Origin of the sequence: Alcaligenes faecalis, from assembly GCF_041521385.1 — a bacterium.
GTDB lineage: Bacteria > Pseudomonadota > Gammaproteobacteria > Burkholderiales > Burkholderiaceae_B > Alcaligenes > Alcaligenes faecalis_E.
In genome coordinates, this window is record NZ_CP168006.1 from 2,505,789 (window position 1) to 2,523,602 (window position 17,814).

The 17,814-nt window shown below is 56.5% G+C and carries 16 protein-coding genes; 7 read left to right on the forward strand and 9 right to left on the reverse strand.

Annotated features, from left to right (window positions below; translation table 11 throughout):
• Positions 1–129: 129 nt before the first annotated feature.
• On the forward strand, positions 130–1,497 hold the full coding sequence (locus tag ACDI13_RS11185; protein WP_316989477.1) for a DNA recombination protein RmuC: 1,368 nt from the start codon (positions 130–132) through the stop codon (positions 1,495–1,497).
• Between the two features lie 103 nt (positions 1,498–1,600).
• On the opposite strand, the gene ACDI13_RS11190 is transcribed toward ACDI13_RS11185, so the two are convergent.
• The 3 genes from ACDI13_RS11190 to ACDI13_RS11200 all read right to left on the reverse strand — a co-directional run bounded on the left by ACDI13_RS11190 (position 1,601) and on the right by ACDI13_RS11200 (position 4,676).
• On the reverse strand, positions 1,601–1,885 hold the full coding sequence (locus ACDI13_RS11190) for a HigA family addiction module antitoxin (protein WP_026483809.1): 285 nt from the start codon (positions 1,883–1,885) through the stop codon (positions 1,601–1,603).
• A 9-nt stretch (positions 1,886–1,894) separates the two neighbouring features.
• Positions 1,895–2,056 carry a type II toxin-antitoxin system RelE/ParE family toxin gene (locus ACDI13_RS11195; protein ID WP_372372456.1) on the reverse strand — a complete coding sequence of 54 codons (162 nt, stop codon included), beginning with the start codon at positions 2,054–2,056 and terminating at the stop codon, positions 1,895–1,897.
• Between the two features lie 61 nt (positions 2,057–2,117).
• Positions 2,118–4,676, reverse strand: coding sequence for an EAL domain-containing protein (locus tag ACDI13_RS11200; protein ID WP_316989478.1), 2,559 nt, complete (start codon positions 4,674–4,676; stop codon positions 2,118–2,120).
• A gap of 183 nt (positions 4,677–4,859) precedes the next feature.
• On the opposite strand from ACDI13_RS11200, the gene ACDI13_RS11205 reads away from it, so the two are divergent.
• From ACDI13_RS11205 to ACDI13_RS11225, 5 genes are all read left to right on the forward strand, one after another.
• Complete coding sequence (locus ACDI13_RS11205; RefSeq protein WP_316989479.1) at positions 4,860–5,138, forward strand: acylphosphatase; 279 nt, start codon at positions 4,860–4,862, stop codon at positions 5,136–5,138.
• 150 nt (positions 5,139–5,288) lie between these two features.
• Positions 5,289–6,185 carry a MurR/RpiR family transcriptional regulator gene (locus tag ACDI13_RS11210; protein WP_316989480.1) on the forward strand — a complete coding sequence of 299 codons (897 nt, stop codon included), beginning with the start codon at positions 5,289–5,291 and terminating at the stop codon, positions 6,183–6,185.
• Positions 6,186–6,305: 120 nt separating this feature from the next.
• Complete coding sequence (locus ACDI13_RS11215) at positions 6,306–7,241, forward strand: TAXI family TRAP transporter solute-binding subunit (RefSeq protein WP_372373119.1); 936 nt, start codon at positions 6,306–6,308, stop codon at positions 7,239–7,241.
• A 170-nt stretch (positions 7,242–7,411) separates the two neighbouring features.
• Positions 7,412–10,060 carry a TRAP transporter permease gene (locus tag ACDI13_RS11220; protein ID WP_372372457.1) on the forward strand — a complete coding sequence of 883 codons (2,649 nt, stop codon included), beginning with the start codon at positions 7,412–7,414 and terminating at the stop codon, positions 10,058–10,060.
• Between the two features lie 107 nt (positions 10,061–10,167).
• Positions 10,168–11,094, forward strand: coding sequence for a pseudouridine synthase (locus ACDI13_RS11225; RefSeq protein WP_316989482.1), 927 nt, complete (start codon positions 10,168–10,170; stop codon positions 11,092–11,094).
• 158 nt (positions 11,095–11,252) lie between these two features.
• Here ACDI13_RS11225 and ACDI13_RS11230 read toward each other — a convergent pair whose 3' ends face one another.
• The 6 genes from ACDI13_RS11230 to ACDI13_RS11255 form a co-directional block, all read right to left on the reverse strand.
• Positions 11,253–12,242, reverse strand: coding sequence for an asparaginase (locus tag ACDI13_RS11230; protein ID WP_316989483.1), 990 nt, complete (start codon positions 12,240–12,242; stop codon positions 11,253–11,255).
• 61 nt (positions 12,243–12,303) lie between these two features.
• The gene (locus ACDI13_RS11235; protein ID WP_316989484.1) at positions 12,304–12,987 is read right to left on the reverse strand and encodes an ABC transporter permease subunit; all 684 of its coding nucleotides are present in this window, start codon (positions 12,985–12,987) and stop codon (positions 12,304–12,306) included.
• A complete protein-coding gene (locus ACDI13_RS11240) occupies positions 12,984–13,697 on the reverse strand; it encodes an ABC transporter permease subunit (protein WP_316989493.1) in 714 nt (237 codons plus the stop codon). Before ACDI13_RS11240 ends, ACDI13_RS11235 begins: the two co-directional genes overlap by 4 nt.
• 18 nt (positions 13,698–13,715) lie before the next feature.
• Positions 13,716–14,525: a transporter substrate-binding domain-containing protein gene (locus tag ACDI13_RS11245; protein ID WP_316989485.1), complete on the reverse strand. Its 810-nt coding sequence runs from the start codon at positions 14,523–14,525 to the stop codon at positions 13,716–13,718.
• Positions 14,526–14,614: 89 nt separating this feature from the next.
• Positions 14,615–15,394 (reverse strand): amino acid ABC transporter ATP-binding protein, encoded by a 780-nt coding sequence (locus ACDI13_RS11250; RefSeq protein WP_316989486.1) that lies wholly within the window; start codon positions 15,392–15,394, stop codon positions 14,615–14,617.
• A gap of 158 nt (positions 15,395–15,552) precedes the next feature.
• Entirely contained in the window at positions 15,553–16,842 is a 1,290-nt protein-coding gene (locus ACDI13_RS11255; protein ID WP_316989487.1) for a Glu/Leu/Phe/Val dehydrogenase, read from the reverse strand.
• Between the two features lie 194 nt (positions 16,843–17,036).
• On the opposite strand from ACDI13_RS11255, the gene ACDI13_RS11260 reads away from it, so the two are divergent.
• Positions 17,037–17,741, forward strand: a complete 705-nt coding sequence (locus tag ACDI13_RS11260; protein WP_316989488.1) for a YggS family pyridoxal phosphate-dependent enzyme — start codon at positions 17,037–17,039, stop codon at positions 17,739–17,741.
• The last annotated feature ends 73 nt before the right edge of the window (positions 17,742–17,814 follow it).

Consider the following 17,814-nt stretch of genomic DNA (forward strand, 5'->3'; position numbering starts at 1 on the left):
TGCTCCCTGTCGAGAGGGACCGCAAAAGGGTGTATAAATTACCAGCGTTATACGGTTAAATAGCAGGCTTAGTCAGCCAGACCCGCCAGGGCATTCCTGAGTGGGCAGAGCTGAGTAGGAGTACGGTGGATGGAGCTGGATTTGAGCGGGTTGGATGTGCTGATTGTCCTGGTCGCTTTGGCACTGGGCTTGCTGATCGGGTTGTGGCTGCGGGCGCGCATGCGTGCGCCTGTCGAGCAGGCTTTGGAAGATCGTTGCGCTCGTCTGGAACAAGACCTGGCCCATGCGCAGGCGCAGGCTCAGGACGCGCAGGATAGGGCGGTGGAGCTGGATAAAGAGCTGGTACGCCGCGACGCCCAGTTGCAGGCTCAGCAGATGCGCAATCAGGCCATACAAGAGGACTTGGAGCATAGCCGCGAACAAATGCGCTTGCAGTTCGAGTCCCTGGCCCAGCAGATCCTAGAGGCCAAAGGGCAGACGCTGCGGCAGGATAGCCAACGTACCCTGGATGAAATGCTACGACCGTTCCGGGAGCAATTGGCAGGTTTCCAATTGCGCGTGAATCAAGTACATGATGAATCCGTTAAAGGCCAGACCGCCTTGAATCTGGAACTGCAACGCATGCAGGAAATGGGCCTGCGCATGAGCGCCGAGGCCCATTCCCTGGCGGTGGCGCTGAAGGGGGATAAAAAGACCACCGGCAACTGGGGCGAAACCCAGTTGGAAAAAACGCTGGAAGTGGCCGGTTTGGTACGAGGTGTCCATTTCGACACACAATGGCAGGCCCGCGACGAGCAAGGCCGCCTGCGATACCCCGACTTCGTGGTGCACTTGCCGCAGGACAAGCATCTGGTGCTCGATTGCAAAGTGTCCCTGGTGGACTACGACCGCGCCATTCGCGCCCAGACGGACGAAGAACGTCAACAAAGCCTGCAAGCGCATGTGCAGGCGCTGCGCAATCATATTGATGATCTGGCCTCCAAGGATTACAGCGCCTTGGCAGGCTTGAACAGCCCCGGCTTCGTGTTTATGTACGTGCCTATCGAGGCGGCGTATATGCAGGCTCTACAGCAACAGCATGGCCTGTTCGACTACGGCCTGGGCAAGAATGTTCTGATGGTCTCGCATACGACCCTGCTGCCTATTTTGCGTACCGTCGCCAATATCTGGATGATGGTGCGTAGCAATGAGCAGGCCCATGAGCTTAGCCAACGCGCGGGCGATATCTATAACCAGGTCTCTATTCTGGCCGAGCGCCTGAAAAAACTGGGCGAAACCTTGGGACAGGCGGGCAAGCACTACAACAGCACGGTGACAGCATTGGCTGGTCAGCAGGGCTTGTACGGTAAAGTCAGCCGCTTCGCTGAATTATCGGCCAGAGCCAAGCGTACCCAGCCGGGGATCGAACCCTTGCATACCGATATAGAGCACGAGCGTCTGGATTGGGTCTTGCCGGAAGAGGCAGAGCTGGCTCAGGACAAAGAGCCAGATACCTAATCTGGAGCAGGCTTGAGGATAGATTGCAGGCTGAAAAAGCACATGGCGTCCGAGTACGCCGTGCAGCTCACATCGATTTATTGTTTATTCCGCGCGTCGTCGCTCAGGCATGAGCAGGTCCATGAAAGGACACGACTTTGGGCCTTGGCTTTTGCTCTGCCTGCCAAAGATCGTAGTGGGACTGCATGTTGATCCACATTTCAGCACTGGTTCCAAGGGCGTCGCGCAGGCGTAAGGCCATGTCTGCCGAAATACCGGCAGAACCATTGAGAATGCGCGATAAGGCTGCACGCGTTACGCCAAGGCGGGATGCCGCCTCAGTGACACTGAGTTCGCCCAAGTATTCCCGCAAGACTGGGCCGGGGTGGGATGGGTTGTGCATACGCATAATGTTTTCCTAGTGATAGTCCTGGTAGTCCACCAAAACAGCGTCTTCGCCTTCAAAGTAAAAGGTTAGACGCCAGTTTCCGCTAACCGATATTGTGTAGTGATCTTGTACAGATTGGCCTTTGGGGTTTTTGCCAGATAACTTGTGGAGCTTCCATCCGGGGGCGTTCATATCTTCCGCTTGAGTAGCAGAGTGCAGGGCCGTTAACTGAATTTAGTGCGGTCGATGGCTGTTATGGTTGAGCACCATCATCCTGCTTAATCACCTCCAGCCACTGTTCCACCAACTGCGGTGCGCTGAACAGATAACCTTGTAGGGCATGGCAGCCGCGACGCAGCAGAAATTCTTTTTGCAGCTCATTTTCCACGCCTTCAACGACGACGTGCAGGCCCAGTTGCCGTGCCATAGCCAATACCGTACGCACGATGGCGTTGGCTTCTTGTTCCATGGGGACTCCCAGGATCAGGCTGCGGTCTATTTTCAGCTCGTATAGCGGCAGGCGGCGGATGGCCGCCAGGTTGGAATAGCCTGTGCCAAAGTCGTCCATGGAAAAGCGGATCCCCAGATCCTTTAGCTCGCGCATCATGCTATTGGCGGAGGAGAAGTCTTCCATCAGCACGCCTTCGGTAATTTCAAAGATCAGGCGATGGGCCGGTGCGCCGCTGGTCTCCAGGATCTGGCGTGTGCGGCGGGCAAAGTCAGGGCGACGGAATTGAATTGGGCTGACATTAATGGAAATAGGAAAGCTGCATTCCTGGGTCTGCAGCAGCAAATCACAAACTGATGCCATGATCCAGTCGCCCAGTGGCGTGATCAGGTCCGTGCTTTCGGCCAGTGGAATGAATAGATTGGGGGTCAACATACCGCGTGTTGGATGCAACCAGCGCAACAGCACCTCGGCCCCGCAGATGCGGTTTTGCTTGTCGTACTGGGACTGAACAAACAGGCGCAACTGATCCGAACCAATGGCAAAACGCAGATCGTGCTGCAGACTCAGATTCTCTTCCAACGCCTCTTGCATACCGGGTTCGTACAAGGTGATCTGGTTGCGACCATTTTCCTTGGATCGATACATGGCGGTGTCTGCTTGTCGCATCAGGTCCTCGGCAGTCAAGGAGCTGTCGGTAATCAGTGCCAGACCAATACTGCTGCTGCTCAAGTAGGAGTGGCCCTCGATGCTGTAGGGCTCTTCCAGGCGGGTGCGTACCAGCTCTGCAAACTCCAGGGCCTCTTTGTAGCAGTCCCGTACCGTACCGGGCTGCAGAATTTTCAGGATGACGAATTCGTCCCCACCCAAGCGGGCCACGATGTCCTGGGGGTCAATCATCAAGGACAGGCGGCGCGCCACTTTGCGCAGCAGGGCATCGCCAATGGCGTGTCCCCGCGCATCGTTAATGTGCTTGAATCGGTCCAGATCCAGGAAATACAGCGCACCAGGCCGTTTGTATGGCTCTATGGTTTGCAAGTGGCGTTCCAGGCGTTGCAGCAGCAGGCGGCGGTTGGGCAGTTCGGTTAACGGGTCGTAGAAAGCCAGCCGGTAGTTTTCTGACTGCGTGGCTTTCAGTGCCGAGATATTGGTGGAAATACAGTACAAGCGGGTTTGTCGGGTCTCGGGGTCCTGGACCGGCATTTTGATGGAGAAAAAGGTGGCGCGTATCTCGCCTTTCCGGTCTCGTACCACCTCTTCTACCGCCAGGCGTTCACCGCTGTACAGCACCTGTTCGTCGTTATGACGGAATTCGTTAATGGTCTGCTTGTTGGCGTACAAGTCCTGGTCGGTTTTACCTACAATGCTGACGGTGGTGTAGTTCAGGTCTTCACATAGTTTGCGGTTGGCGTATTGATAACGAAACTGGTCATCCTTGATATAGACATAGGCGTCAATGGCATCCAGCACGGTATGCAGATGATGTTCGGTGCGGACCAGTTTTTTGCGTTGGCGATGCAGGCCAATGCGCATCAGGCTAACTGTTAGCAGGGCAAGGGTCAGCAAGACACCCAGTGTGAGCAAGGCGGGGATAAGCCAGGGTTTGGTCGGTTTTTCAATCAGGCGCAGGCCCCACTGGTTCAGCGTCTCCGTGTAGAACGGGTCGCTATTGTCTTGCCATTGCTTGATGTGAGTATCAAGGGCGGCCAGCAGGTCCAGGTGGTGATCCTTGGCAGTCACAAAATAGGTGCTGGTTGGTTCCAGTCGGATAGGAGCGGTCTGCAGACCATATTCACCAGCGTGACGTACACCAAACAAATGGCCGACGACAGCCGCGTCAGCTTGTTTGGTTTGAACCATTTTCAGTGCGTTGTATTGGGAGTCGGCAATAACCAGTTTGGAGCCAAGCTCCAGTTTTTTCAGGATATTGTAGAGCTGGGCGAGTTGCAGGGTTCCGCCCATGACAGCAATGCGTTTGCCATTCAGGTCGTTCAGCGCACTAATATCAGTGCCTTTCCCCGTAAATATCTGTGACCAGTCCTCCAGCACGGCGCGGCTGTGATAGCTATACAGGGTGGCCCGTTCGGGCGAGTAAGCCAGGCCAGGCACAATATCCAGCAAGCCATTTTGCAGGGCATTTAAACATTGTTGCCAGTCGCATTGCACGGATTCCAGTGTCCAGCCTTCACGCTTGGCAATTTCCAGCAGCAGTTCGCCCATAATGCCGCCAGGACGGGCCTGACTATCCAGCAGGAGTTTGGGTGGGTTTTCGTAAACGCCCACACGGACGATATGTGGCTGGGAATGGTGGGCAGCCTGGGTCGGTGGTGACACAAATCCCAGCGTGGCCAGTATGCCTAGCATGTACATTGCCCTGCACATCGTTAGAGTAAAAAGGCGGGGCAAATTCATAAGGTAATAGCTGCACAAAGCAGATAATCGGGGACAGGGGCGATCATGCAACAATGATGTGACTAATTTAACTGAATATCGAGATGCGGGGCGAATGCGTGCCGTATTTCGTCGATAAATAGCAGGAGCAGGCCCATGGTGGATTGTGAAACGGTAGAGCTACGTGTTCAGGGGAGGGTGCAAGGAGTCGGGTTTCGAGCCAGCGCCTTGCGTCATGCTCATTTGTATGGCGTGAAAGGTTGGGTCAGCAATGCCGGGGATGGCTCCGTAGAGTTGCTGTTGCAGGGCAGTGCCGATGCCATAGACAGCATGGTCAGTTGGTTGTATATCGGGCCTGAGCATGCAGTGGTTGAACAGGTGGATCTACAGCGTTCTTATACTGACAAACGGTATGATTTCTTTGAGATCCGCTAGCAAGCGCGGGTGCCAACACTGAGCTTGCCCCCATAAGAAAAGAACTAATTATAGGTATTTGCGGGCAAACCCTAGGAAAACATTTGTTTTTTTTGATGCTCTGCAGATTAACATGCGTTTTACTGGATTGACGTGTGAGTAGGACGACAAATGGAGCCCTTGTTGCGTTTGCAGCGTATCTTGCCTGGCCTGACGCCCGAACTGCGTCGTGCTGCGCAATGGGTGGAACGCCATCCGGTTGAGGTCAGCCTGTGGTCCATGCGCAAACAGGCCCAGGAGTTGTCGGTCGCGCCGGCCACCATGCTTCGTCTGGCTAAAGCGGCGGGTTATGAAAGCTATGACTGTTTTCGTGAGCCGTTTCAGCAGGCCCTGCATCGCAATGGGGGCACGATGGCGGCACGAGCACAGAACTTGCAAGGCAACCGGGCCTCAGAACAACAAACACGGGATCTGGGCGAACAACAGGAGCAGGCTCTGGAGTCTGTCTTGAGGCTGAATTCGGTCAGTTCGCTGGATGCGTGTGCCCAGGCACTTCTGGGCGCTTCCAAAGTGGGATTTATCGGCCTGGGGGTCAGTTTTGCCTGTGCGTTCCAGATGCATTATGCGTATCAGTTGATACGAGGTAATGGCGTTTTGTTGAACCGGGCCCAGGACTTGTTTCTGGAGCTGGAGGCTGGTTTGGACAGCAGTGGCGTGCTCGTGGTGATCAGTCAGGCCCCGTATGTGAAAACAGTGGTCAACAGTGTGCAGCAAGCGGTTCAGCGGGGCATTACAGTGGTCGCGGTAACGGACAGTGTGCTGTCCCCAGTGGCGCAAGGCGCAGAGCATGTCTTGTTGTTTGATGCACAGGCCAGCGAACAGCCTGCGGCCAGTTTTTTTCATTCTCTAGTGGGCACTGTCACCGTTGCTGAGCATTTGTTGGCACGGATCGCCACCTTGGGTGGTAAGACAGTGGTGCAGCGTCTCGCGCAACTGGAGTCGTCATTTCGAAGTCAGGGAGTTTATTGGCAACAGGACCAGGCGGTTGACCCCGCTTCGTCTCTGTAAACAAACCGGTCGTACCGGCCACACAAACCGGGGATACCCCCCATGGGAGACACAAAGATGGAACACATTAGTAAGAAAACCGGCAAGAAAGCAGTGTGGGCACTGGGCACAACGGCGGCGATGTGCGCCATGTTGCTCAGCCCCTTGCCTGCCAGCGCCCAGCAGAAGTTTGTCAGTATCGGGACGGGTGGTGTGACCGGGGTGTATTACGCGGCCGGTGGTGCTATTTGCCGTTTGGTCAATAAAGATCGCGGCACGGATGGTGTACGTTGCTCGGTGGAATCCACGGGCGGTTCGGTCTTTAACGTCAACACCATCAAAGCGGGCGAGCTGGACTTGGGTGTGGTGCAGTCTGATGTGGGCTACAACGCGTACAACGGTGAAGGTCAGTTCAAGGACGGCGGGGCGTACAAGAAGTTGCGCTCGGTATTCTCCATTCATCCAGAGCCTTTTACCGTGTTGTCCCGCAAAGAGGCCAATATCAGCAAGTTCGACGACTTCAAGGGCAAGCGTTTTAACGTAGGTAATCCGGGATCGGGTACGCGCGCCTCAATGGATCAGTTGTTGCAGGCCATGGGGCTGGATAACAGCTTTTTCTCGCTGGCCTCGGAGCTGCGTCCCGATGAGCACGGCCCGGCATTGTGTGATGGCAAGATTGACGGCTTTATCTATGGCGTAGGCCATCCGTCGGCCAATATCCAGGACCCCACCACCTCTTGCGGGGCCAAGCTGGTGCCTCTGACAGGTCCTGCCGTGGACAAGCTGGTCCAGACCTATCCCTACTACGCCAAGGTTGCGATTCCGGGTGGTTTGTATCCCAACAATCCTGATGATGTCCAAACCTATGGTGTTCTGGCAACGTTTGTGACGTCCGAGGATGTACCGGAAGAGTCTGTCTACAACGTTGTTAAGGCGGTGTTCGATAACTTTGATGATTTCAAGCGTTTGCATCCTGCCTTGGCGAATCTGAAGAAAGAAGACATGGTCAAAAATGGTTTGTCAGCGCCATTGCACAAAGGTGCTGAAAAGTACTTCAAGGAAAAAGGGCTGCTGTAAGACAGTCTGATTGACACCAGGCTGGCTGCGCCAGCCTGGCCGCAAGTGCCATGGCTCTTGCTTTGGCCTTGCCTCTGGTCTGGAGTACCTGGACTGCACTGTCCAGATGGATCGGGTGCCTGGCTGGCGGTACTCGGGCTCCACGCCGGGCTTTCCTGGAGATACAGTAAATGACACAACAAGAACATAAAAAAATGGGGTCGGACATGGCCCTGACACAGGATGAAACGGCAGAGCTGGAAAAACTGGTTGCCGATGTAGACCGTGGCGGACGCTCTGTGGCTGGCGTTGCAGGTATGGTTTTGTTTTTAGTTGGAATAGGCTGGTCCTTGTTTCAGCTTTGGTACGCCTCTCCGCTGCCATTCGCCCTGAATCTGGGCATTTTCAATGACACTGAAGCGCGAGCCCTGCATTTGGGTATCGCCATGTTTTTGGCCTATCTGGCGTTTCCTGCCCGTAAACAATCCGCGCGGGACCGAATTCCGATTCATGACTGGTTATTGGCCCTGATCGCGGCGTTTTGTGGCTCGTATTTATTCTTTTTCTATAAGGAATTAGCCTCGCGCCCCGGTATTCCCACCACGATGGACGTGGTGGTGGCCAGCATGGGCTTGGTGTTGCTGCTGGAGGCGACCCGTCGCTCTTTGGGGGCACCGATGGCGGTGCTAGCGATTGTCTTTGTTGCCTATATCTTCCTGGGCCCTTGGCTACCGGATGCCTTGTCTCATCGGGGGGCCTCCTTGCAGCGTCTTGTCTCCCATATGTGGCTGACCACGGAAGGCGTGTATGGGGTTGCACTGGGCGTGTCTGTTTCGTACATCTTTATCTTTGTATTGCTCGGCTCTTTGCTGGATCGCTGCGGGGCGGGCAATTACATGATGCAGGTCTCGTTTGCCTTGCTGGGGCATTTGCGGGGCGGGCCAGCGAAAGTGGCTGTGGCCTCCTCGGCGGTGAATGGCCTTGTCTCGGCTTCTTCTGTCGCCAACGTGGTGACAGGTGGTATTTTCACCATTCCCTTGATGAAAAAAGCGGGTTACGGCGGTATTCGGGCTGGGGCGATTGAAACGGCCTCGTCCGTCAATGGCCAGATCATGCCACCCGTCATGGGGGCCGCTGCCTTTTTGATGATTGAGTATGTCGGCATTCCTTATACCGACATCATTCGCCACGCATTGCTGCCTGCGGTTATTTCCTATATTGCGCTGTTTTATATCGTGCATCTGGAAGCCCTGAAGCTGGGCATACAGCCCATGATGGCCTCGGGCCAGTCCAAGACCGTGACCCAGAAATTAGCAGGTTGGGGTATGGGCACGGCTGGCACCTTAAGTGTGATGGGGTTGGTCTATTGGATCGGTGTCGGGGTGCAGGCAATCGCCGGTGATGCGGCTATCTGGATTTTGCTGTTTTTGCTGCTGGTACTGTACGTGTACTTGCTGAAAATCGCGGCAGACCACGAGGATCTGCCTACCGATATCAATGTGAATACGCCGGTGCGCCCCGAGCCTTGGCCCACGGTGCGTGCCGGTTTGTATTTCCTGATCCCGATCGGCATTCTGGTATGGTGCCTGACGGTAGAGGTGCTGTCCGCCGGTCTGTCGGCTTTCTGGGCTGTCGTGGCCATGCTGTTTCAGATGGCGACACAGCGCCCCATCATTGCCTGGTTCCGTAAGCAGGCAACGGCGCAACCGTTGCGTCAAGGTATCAGCGATGTGTGGACAGGACTGCAGGAAGGTGCCCGCAATATGGTGGGTATCGGGATTGCCTGCGGGACAGCAGGCCTGATTGTGGGAGCCATTACCCTGACTGGTCTGGGCCTGCGCATGACGGCGTTTGTGGAGTTGGTCTCCATGGGCAATGTGCTGGTCATGTTGTTCTTTACAGCCGCTGTGTGTCTGGTGTTGGGTTTGGGCATGCCCACGACCGCCAACTACATTCTGATGGCAACGCTGATGGCGCCAGTCGTGGTGGAACTGGGAGCGCAAAGCGGTATGGTGATTCCGCTGATTGCCGTCCACATGTTCGTGTTCTATTACGGAATCATGGCCGATATTACGCCGCCGGTGGGCTTGGCCACTTTTGCGGCAGCCGCCATTTCAGGGGAGGACCCGATCAAGACCGGGGTGAAAGGCGTGACCTATGCCATGCGTACGGCGGTGTTGCCCTTCATGTTTATCTTCAATCCCATGCTGTTGTTGATTGGCATACACAGCGCCTGGGAATTGGTCCTGGTCGTGCTGGGGGCGACGGCGGCGTCGCTGGCTTTCGCAGCGGCGACAATCGGGTGGTTGCGTATTAAAACCAGCAGGGTGGAGGTTGTTTTGCTCTTGCTGGCTACGTTCATGCTGTTTCGGCCGGACTGGTTCATGAACCATATCAGTGAGAAATACCAGAGTCGTCCTGTCTCCGAGCTGATGCAAGTGGTGCAGAACATACCGGACGGGGGCAATCTGGTGGTGCAACTGGCCGGGATGAACCTGGAAGGCGAGGATTTGCAAAAAACGGTTGCTGTGTCCTTGCCAGCCTTGCCCGAAGGCGATCAGGCTACAGGTCTGGCAGCCGCCAGCAAACGCCTGTCTTTGGCTGGCCTGACGGTCATGGCTTTTGGAGACACGGCTCAGGTGGCATCGGTTGCCTTTGGTAGCTCCGCGCGCCGTGCAGGATGGGAGCAGGGTTGGGATATCGAGCAAGTGAAGGTACCGCATCCCGACCGCCCCTCTGAGTTTTGGGTGTTTGTGCCTGCATTGCTGATCTTGCTCTGGGTGTGGACCAGACAAGGTGTGCGCATGCGGCGTGCTTTGCCTGGGGATACTGCGGTTTGAATCTGAGTACCCTATCTACCAGCCGCCTGTGTGGTGGCTGGTAGTACACTGATGGCCCTGGATGTCAGGCCCGCTTTAAGCGGGCCGTTTTCTGTTTGGCTTTGGTAATGGCATCGATACGTCGCTCTCCCCCCGTCCCTTCGCGTCATGGGGTCAGTCCCAGTAAAGTGTGGTGCCCGCGCGGCCCCTGGACATTACTGGATGCTTTTCTTCTGGAGCGTTTTCCACATATGGACCCGGAGGTATTGCGAGAGCGCCTGGCGCGGGGCGATATCCTGGATCAAAACGGCGTGCCGCAGCAGCCGGGTTCCAGCTATCAGCCCGACCGCTGGCTGTGGTACTTCCGTATGGTGGAGAACGAAGCGACGGTGCCTTTCGAGATGCCCGTGTTGTATGCGGACGAGCATCTGATCGCGGTGGACAAGCCCCATTTTCTGGCGACAACGCCGGGCGGACGCTATTTGTACGAAACTGCGCTGACTCGACTACGCCGGGATTTTGGGGAGGATGACATCAGTCCCATCCATAGGCTGGACAGAGAGACGGCGGGTGTTCTGTTGTTCTGCCGTGACCCTGCGGTTCGCGGAGCCTATCAGTCCTTGTTTCAGCAAGGTGGCGTTGCGAAGGAGTACGAGGCGGTCGCGCCGTTTCAGGAAAAACTGCTTGATGGGCTGGTGTACAGCAGCTGCATGAAAGAAGTGCCCGGCAAGTTTGTCATGTGTGAGCTCGAGGGCGAGGCCAATAGCAGCACCGAGATTGTTTGTGAACGCCACTGGCAAGATGAGCAGGGGCAGGAGCTGGCCTTGTACCGCCTGCGTCCAAAAAGTGGCCGCAAGCACCAGTTACGCGTGCATTTGAGCAGCCTGGGGGCACCTATTATCAATGATGTGTTCTACCCCGAACTCTTGCCGGAGCGTGACGCAGACGATTTCAGCCAGCCTTTGCAGTTACTGGCGCGGCATATCGCCTTTGTAGACCCTTTAACGGGCGCACCAAGATGCTTCAGCAGTCAGCGGCAGTTGGAACTGGGTTGAACCCATTGGTATTGCGCTGGAGCAAGTGGTTGCCGAACCGCCCTTGCGTAGATCACTGGATCGCTTCGGCCCTTAGTATCTGACAGCCACAGCCACAGTGCAGTTTCAGGTCGTCGTCTGGTCTGCGTACCTGGGGGTTGATGACCAAAGTCCGAGCCTTAATAGTCGCGGAAAGCCGCCTCTATCTCATCGTGCTCCAGCTTGCTGGCCAGACATAGCATCAACAAGATTCGGGCTTTTTGTGCGGGCAGATAATGTGCGGCGATGGTGTGATGGTCTTGATCGTAAGCACTGTCCGTGACCGGCCCTGCATGAATGCGAGAGGCCCGTACACACACTACGCCCAGTCGGTGTGCCCGGCTGATGCCTTCCAGCGCGCCAGGAGTCAGGCTGCCGTTTCCGGTTGCCGCCACTACAATGCCTTGCACACCGCTTTGTGCCGCGTGGCGATACAGTTCCGCCAGCGTATCGGGGTGATCGTAAAAGATCTGAACTTTAGGCAAGCTGTGCAGGGAGCGCACATCGAACAGGCTGTTGTGCGTGTGGGGCAGCAGGCTGCGCATCATGAAACGTGGCTGGCCGCCTGCAACCAGACCCAGAGGGCCGGCATCGGGTGAGCCGAATGCGCTGGTCAGGGTGGTGTGTTGCTTGCTCAGGAAACGGGCACTGTGTATCTGGTCGTTGAGCAGCACCAGCACACCCTGATCCTGTGCCAGCGAAGAGCAGGCTACTTGCACGGCTTGATACAGATTCAGCGGGCCGTCTGCGCTCAGGGCCGAGGCCGGACGCATGGCAGCCACCATGACCACGGGTTTGTCGGTTTTCAGGGTCAGATGCAGGAAAAAAGCGCTTTCTTCCAGCGTATCGGTGCCGTGTGTCACTACTGCGCCGTTGATGTCCGGCCGTGCCAGCAGTTCATTGAGCTTGTGGGACAGTTCCAGCAACATCAGCGAGCCCATGGCCCGGCTGTCCACGTTGAACACCTGATGGCATTCCAGATCGGCTAGTTCATTAATGCCGGGTACGGCTTGCAGCAGCGTGTGCACGCCCTGGGTGATGTCGTAGTCGGTCAGGCCGGTAGTGGATTGGGCGGTGGCGGCAATGGTGCCGCCAGTGCCCACCAGGGCCAGTTTGGGGCGTGTTGGCATGTGACAGTGCTCCGCGTCCAGTGGTTGCGATAGGGGGCGCAGAGTTTGGGATAGTGTCGGTTTAACGGCGAACTTTCAACCAACGCTCGATCAGGTGCACCACCGATAGCAGGGTAAAGTTGATCAGTAAGTACAGCAGACCTGCCACCACAAAAGTTTCGATAATGGCGTAGTTCTGGTTCATCAAACGTTTGGCGTGGCCGGTCAGGTCCATGACGGCAATGGTCGAGGCCAGACTGGTGCCTTTGATGGCCAGCACAATTTCATTACTGTACGCGGGCAAGGCCTGACGAATCGCCAAAGGAAACGCCACGCGACGAAACCGCATCCAGGCGGACATGCCGATGGACTTGGCGGCCTCGATCTGGCCGACTGGCACAGCCTGAAAACCACCCCGGAAAACTTCACTGACATAGGCGCCACTGTTCAGACCAATGGCCAGAATCGCGCAGCGCATGCCGTCGCTGAACAGCCACCACAACGTGGGTGACTCTTTGACAAAGCTCAGGGTGCCGACGCCGTAGTAGAGCAGGAACAACTGCACCAGCAGCGGGGTGCCACGGAATACGGTGCTGTAGCTAAAGGCAAAGCTGCGCAAAATGCGACTGTGGGACTGGCGCATCAAGGCCAGCGACAGGCCGATGAACAGCGACAGCACAATGCCCCACAGGCCGATATACACGCTCATGCCAAAGCCCTTGAACAGGGTTTCGACGGTGGTATTGAATAATTCCAGATCAATCATGCCTGGGCTCTCATGCCTTTGCCGGTATAGCGTTCGGCCAGCAAAAACAGGGCCTGACTACAGGCACCAATCAGAAAATAAAGCACGCCTGCAATCAGGTACATGGCCATGGGTTCACGCGTATTGGCGGCACCCAGGGTAGCGGCACGCATGATCTCGACCAGACCCACCAGGGAGATCAAGGCCGTGTCTTTCAGTGCGGTTTGCCAGACGTTATTGGCGCCGGGCAAGGCGTACCAGAACATTTGCGGCAGAATAATGCGGTGCAGACGCTGCCAGGGGGACATGCCAATGGCCTTGGCGGCCTCGATCTGTCCTTCGGGAATGGCCTGCAAGGCACCGCGAAACACTTCCACGCTGTAAGAGCCTGCAATCAGGCCAATGGCCAGGATCCCGACCAGTGCGGGAAACCAGCGCGTCACCACATCTTCCATGCGCATGAAGTCGGCCAGATCGGAGACAAACTGCACCGAGCCGAAAAACAGCAGGTAGATGATGAGCAGCTCGGGGATGCTACGAACAACCGTGGTGTACAGGCTAACGGGCCCACGCAGCCAGCGTGGCCCGTTGGTCTTGATGCTGGCGCCTGTAATCCCAATGACGACGCCCAGGGCCATACCCAAAACGGAGATCAGCAAGGTCATTGCTGCTCCGCGAAGGAACATCCAGCCCCAGCCTTCGCGCAGCACATTAAAGATAGTTTCTAGCATCAAGTGGTACTTCTCGACTTATTTCTTGCAGATCTCGTAGTTGGCGATGTCGATGTCAAACCACTTTTCGCTGGCGGTCTTGATGGTGCCATCGTCGATCAGTTTGCACAGGGCAGCGTCAACCTTGGCTTTCAACTCTGCATTGTCTTTGTGAATACCGACGGCAATGCCATAACCCAGCGTTTCAGGGTCGGACGAACCTTTGATGACCAGTTTGGACAGGGCAAAGTTATCTTCGCCGACTTTATGCAGGAACTTGGACTGGGACGTCAGGTCGGCAAAGGTGCCGTTCAGGCGACCGGCGTCCAGATCGATTTGCATCTGGTCCAGGGTTTCGTAGTTTTTGACGGTGGTCTTGGGGGCTTTTTTGGTCAGGAAAGCGCCGTGGGTGGTGCCGCCTTGAACGCCAATGGTTTTACCGGCCAGACCATCAAAAATGGTTTGTTCGTTGTCCGCGCCGACCAGCTCGCTGTTCTTGGGCAGAACGAAAATAGCGTCTTCAACGGCGTAAGGAATACTGAAGTTCACGCGTTTGGCACGCTCGGGGGTGTAGGACATGCCCGAGATGATCAGGTCAAAGCGATTGGCATCCAGCGAAGGGATCAGGCTGTCAAAGGCTTGAACGATGAATTTGCAGTCGCTGTTCAGCTCTTTGCACAGGGCAGCGCCCACATCGGCGTCAAAGCCGGTGACCTTGCCGGCTGCATCCACCATGCTCCATGGTGGGTAACCGCCTTCGGTGCCGATTTTCAGGGTGTCTGCCATTGCAGCCTGGGAGCCCAACAGGGCCAGGCTGGCACAGATCAGGGTCTTGCTGAGGAAACTCATGGTCTGGCTCTCCTTTGTGGATAGGCTGGTGAGGGCCGTATTGGCCCTGCCGGTTTTCCAGCCTGTGTCGTATTCACGAAGCGATGATCTTACTGCATTGGTTGTAGAAACTGCTGTAGACGCTCGGATTGTGGCCTATCGAACAGATCTTTGGGATGGCCACGTTCTTCAATCAGGCCGTTGTGCATGAAAATGGTCTCGGAGGACACGTCACGCGCAAAATTCATTTCGTGGGTGACCAGGATCATGGTGCGCCCTTCTTGGGCAAGCTGGCGAATGACGCGCAGTACTTCGCCCACCATTTCCGGGTCCAGCGCGGAAGTTGGCTCGTCAAACAACAGAACATCCGGGTCCATGGCCAGTGCACGGGCAATAGCCACGCGTTGCTGCTGGCCGCCAGACAATTCGGCCGGATAGGCATCACATTTATTGCTCAGACCCACCTTGCCCAGCAGTTCGCGGGCGTACTCGGCCGCTTCACGAGCAGGCCGGCCCTTGACGTGAATGGGGCCTTCGGTGACGTTTTGCAGCACCGTGCGGTGCGACCACAGATTGAAGTTCTGAAACACCATTCCCAAGCGGGCACGGACTTGTTCCAACAGGCGCGGATTGTCCGTCTGGCAAATGCCCTTGCGGTTGCGATGGCTGCGCAAAATGTCATTGCCGATCTGGATTTCGCCCTGATCGGGGACGACCAGGTGGTTAATGCAGCGCAGCAAGGTACTTTTACCCGAGCCCGAGGCACCGATAATGGAGAGCACATCGCCCTTGTGGGCCTGCAGGGAAATGCCCTTGAGCACCTCGTTGGTGCCAAAGCGTTTGTGGATGTCGCGTACCTGGACCGCCGCGTTCAGGTCATTGTTTGTCACAGCAACGTCCTTGCGGTCAAAGAGAAAGGGGGTAAGGGTTTCATACGGGTGTCATATCCTGGATGCCCGATTCTACCGCTTTCCCCCTGATTTTTTTGCACAATCGCTGTATTTTGCTCATAAAAAGCGGCATAAACCGAGTATGCCGCCTTATGGGCTTAGGGATACAGGCCGCGTACCTGACGAGATTCCAGAATGCGGGCGCAACCCACAATAAAGGCAGCGGTACGCAGGGTGACGTTGTGCTCGTTGGCAACCGCCGCTACGGTGGTGTAGGCCGCACGCATCATCATTTCCAGCCGGTTGTTGATCTCGTCCTCGGTCCAGAAGAAGCTGGAGAAGTCCTGCACCCACTCAAAGTAGGACACAGTCACGCCGCCTGCGTTGGCCACTACGTCCGGAACAATGATCACGCCCTTGTCGTTCAGGATGTCATCGGCTTCCGGGGTGGTGGGGCCGTTGGCACCTTCGATCACAATGCGGGCGCGGATGCGGTCGGCATTGTTTTTGTTGATCTGGCCTTCCAGCGCGGCCGGGATCAGCAGATCGGTTTCGATGTGCCAGAAATCGTCATTGGAAATGGCCTCGGCGTTGGGGGCTCCGGCCAGACCCTTATGCTGCTCCATGTGGTCCAGCAGGGCCAGAACGTCCAGACCGTTGGGGTTGTAAACGGTGCCTGTGTGGTCCTGTACGGCCAGTACTTTGGCGCCCGCTTCCTGGAACAAGCGGGCGGCGGTGCCACCCACGTTCCCGAAGCCCTGAACAATGACGCGGGCACCGTTCAGATCGATACCGGCGTCGCGGGCCGCTTCGCAACCTACGGTAAACACGCCACGGCCTGTGGCTTCTACACGGCCAAGACTGCCGCCCAAAGACACAGGCTTGCCAGTGACTACGCCGGTGCTGGTACCACCGACATTCATGGAGTAGGTGTCCATCATCCAGGCCATGGTCTGGGCGTTGGTGTTCACATCCGGTGCGGGAATGTCCTTGTTCGGGCCAATGATCACGCCAATCTCGCTGGTGTAGCGGCGGGTGATACGCTCCAGTTCGGCCTGGGAGTAGTGGCGCGGGTCAATACGAATACCACCCTTGGCACCACCAAAGGGCAGGTTCACGGCCGCCGATTTGATCGACATCCAGGCAGCCAGCGCCATCACCTCGGACAAGGTGACATCCTGGTGGTAGCGTACGCCGCCCTTGCCTGGGCCACGGGACGTATTGTGCTGAACGCGGTAGCCCTCAAAGTGGGCCACGGTGCCGTTATCCAGCTCGATGGGGACGTCGACAATCAGTGTGCGCTTGGGGCGCTTGAGTGTTTCCACCCATCGGGACAATTTGCCCAGATACGGCGTGACTCGCTCCACTTGTTCGAGATAAATACCCCACGGGCCGACGTCGTCGGCATTCAGGTATGACGGCAAAGCATGGGTGGGACGATCTGTCATGAGCTCCTCGATAAGGTTGGGAAAACAGGATACGAGTACACAGTGAAGACGTGTGATGGCGCCTGGACGCAGAACGCGGCAAACACGCTGTGGATTGGCTTAGCGGTGGCCGTGTGCAACAGTTATGCTATCGGAAATGGCCGCTGTTGTGTTTGCAGCGTTTGCGATGCTTTTATCTGGGTGCTGGTGCATTGATGGATTCTTCTGACTCTTCCCTTTCTGGTCGCTTGGCGCACTTGCGCCAACGTATCGAACAGGCTTGCTTGCAGGCTGGTCGCCCTGCCGGTACGGTGGCGCTTTTACCGGTCAGCAAAACCTTTCCTGCGCCCGTGCTGGCGCAAGCTCTGGACTTGGGTTTGTCGCGAATGGGTGAGAACAAGGTTCAGGAGATTCGGGACAAGCAGACCGAGCTGGCCGATCGCGCGGTGCAGTGGGTGATGATAGGCCATCTGCAGAGCAATAAGGCCAAAGACATTGCGCGTTTGGCCAGTGAAGTCCAGTCTTTGGATCGTTTGTCGCTGGCCCAGGCCCTGGATCGGCACCTGCAAACCGAGCAGCGTAGCCTGGATGTGCTTGTGCAGGTCAAGACCTCCCCCGAGCCTGGCAAGTTTGGTTTGGCTCCGGAGCAATTGCCGGCTTTCATGCAGTCCTTGCGCTCGCTCGATACTCTGAAAGTCCGGGGGTTGATGACCATGGCCGTCAATAGCGAGGATCCCCAGGCGGTGCGCACCTGTTTTGCAACCTTGCGTCAGTGGCGTGATCGTCTGGTGGAGATGGGCCATGAACAGGTGCAAGGCCTGTCCATGGGCATGAGCGGCGACTTCGAGCTGGCGATTCAGGAAGGTTCCACTGAAGTGCGAGTCGGTTCGGCATTGTTTGGCGCACGCGATTACCGCTAATCGATATCAGCATCGTTACTAATGCCCTACGCAGGGCTGTCCGCGCATAATGTCTCTGCGCATCCCGAACGGG

Coding starts and splice junctions, on each gene's coding strand:
- ACDI13_RS11185 (WP_316989477.1), top strand. CDS start 130: ATGGAGCTGGATTTGAGCGGGTTGGATGTGCTGATTGTCCTGGTCGCT.
- ACDI13_RS11190 (WP_026483809.1), bottom strand. CDS start 1,885: ATGCGTATGCACAACCCATCCCACCCCGGCCCAGTCTTGCGGGAATAC.
- ACDI13_RS11195 (WP_372372456.1), bottom strand. CDS start 2,056: ATGAACGCCCCCGGATGGAAGCTCCACAAGTTATCTGGCAAAAACCCC.
- ACDI13_RS11200 (WP_316989478.1), bottom strand. CDS start 4,676: ATGCTAGGCATACTGGCCACGCTGGGATTTGTGTCACCACCGACCCAG.
- ACDI13_RS11205 (WP_316989479.1), top strand. CDS start 4,860: ATGGTGGATTGTGAAACGGTAGAGCTACGTGTTCAGGGGAGGGTGCAA.
- ACDI13_RS11210 (WP_316989480.1), top strand. CDS start 5,289: ATGGAGCCCTTGTTGCGTTTGCAGCGTATCTTGCCTGGCCTGACGCCC.
- ACDI13_RS11215 (WP_372373119.1), top strand. CDS start 6,306: ATGTGCGCCATGTTGCTCAGCCCCTTGCCTGCCAGCGCCCAGCAGAAG.
- ACDI13_RS11220 (WP_372372457.1), top strand. CDS start 7,412: ATGACACAACAAGAACATAAAAAAATGGGGTCGGACATGGCCCTGACA.
- ACDI13_RS11225 (WP_316989482.1), top strand. CDS start 10,168: ATGGCATCGATACGTCGCTCTCCCCCCGTCCCTTCGCGTCATGGGGTC.
- ACDI13_RS11230 (WP_316989483.1), bottom strand. CDS start 12,242: ATGCCAACACGCCCCAAACTGGCCCTGGTGGGCACTGGCGGCACCATT.
- ACDI13_RS11235 (WP_316989484.1), bottom strand. CDS start 12,987: ATGATTGATCTGGAATTATTCAATACCACCGTCGAAACCCTGTTCAAG.
- ACDI13_RS11240 (WP_316989493.1), bottom strand. CDS start 13,697: ATGCTAGAAACTATCTTTAATGTGCTGCGCGAAGGCTGGGGCTGGATG.
- ACDI13_RS11245 (WP_316989485.1), bottom strand. CDS start 14,525: ATGAGTTTCCTCAGCAAGACCCTGATCTGTGCCAGCCTGGCCCTGTTG.
- ACDI13_RS11255 (WP_316989487.1), bottom strand. CDS start 16,842: ATGACAGATCGTCCCACCCATGCTTTGCCGTCATACCTGAATGCCGAC.
- ACDI13_RS11260 (WP_316989488.1), top strand. CDS start 17,037: ATGGATTCTTCTGACTCTTCCCTTTCTGGTCGCTTGGCGCACTTGCGC.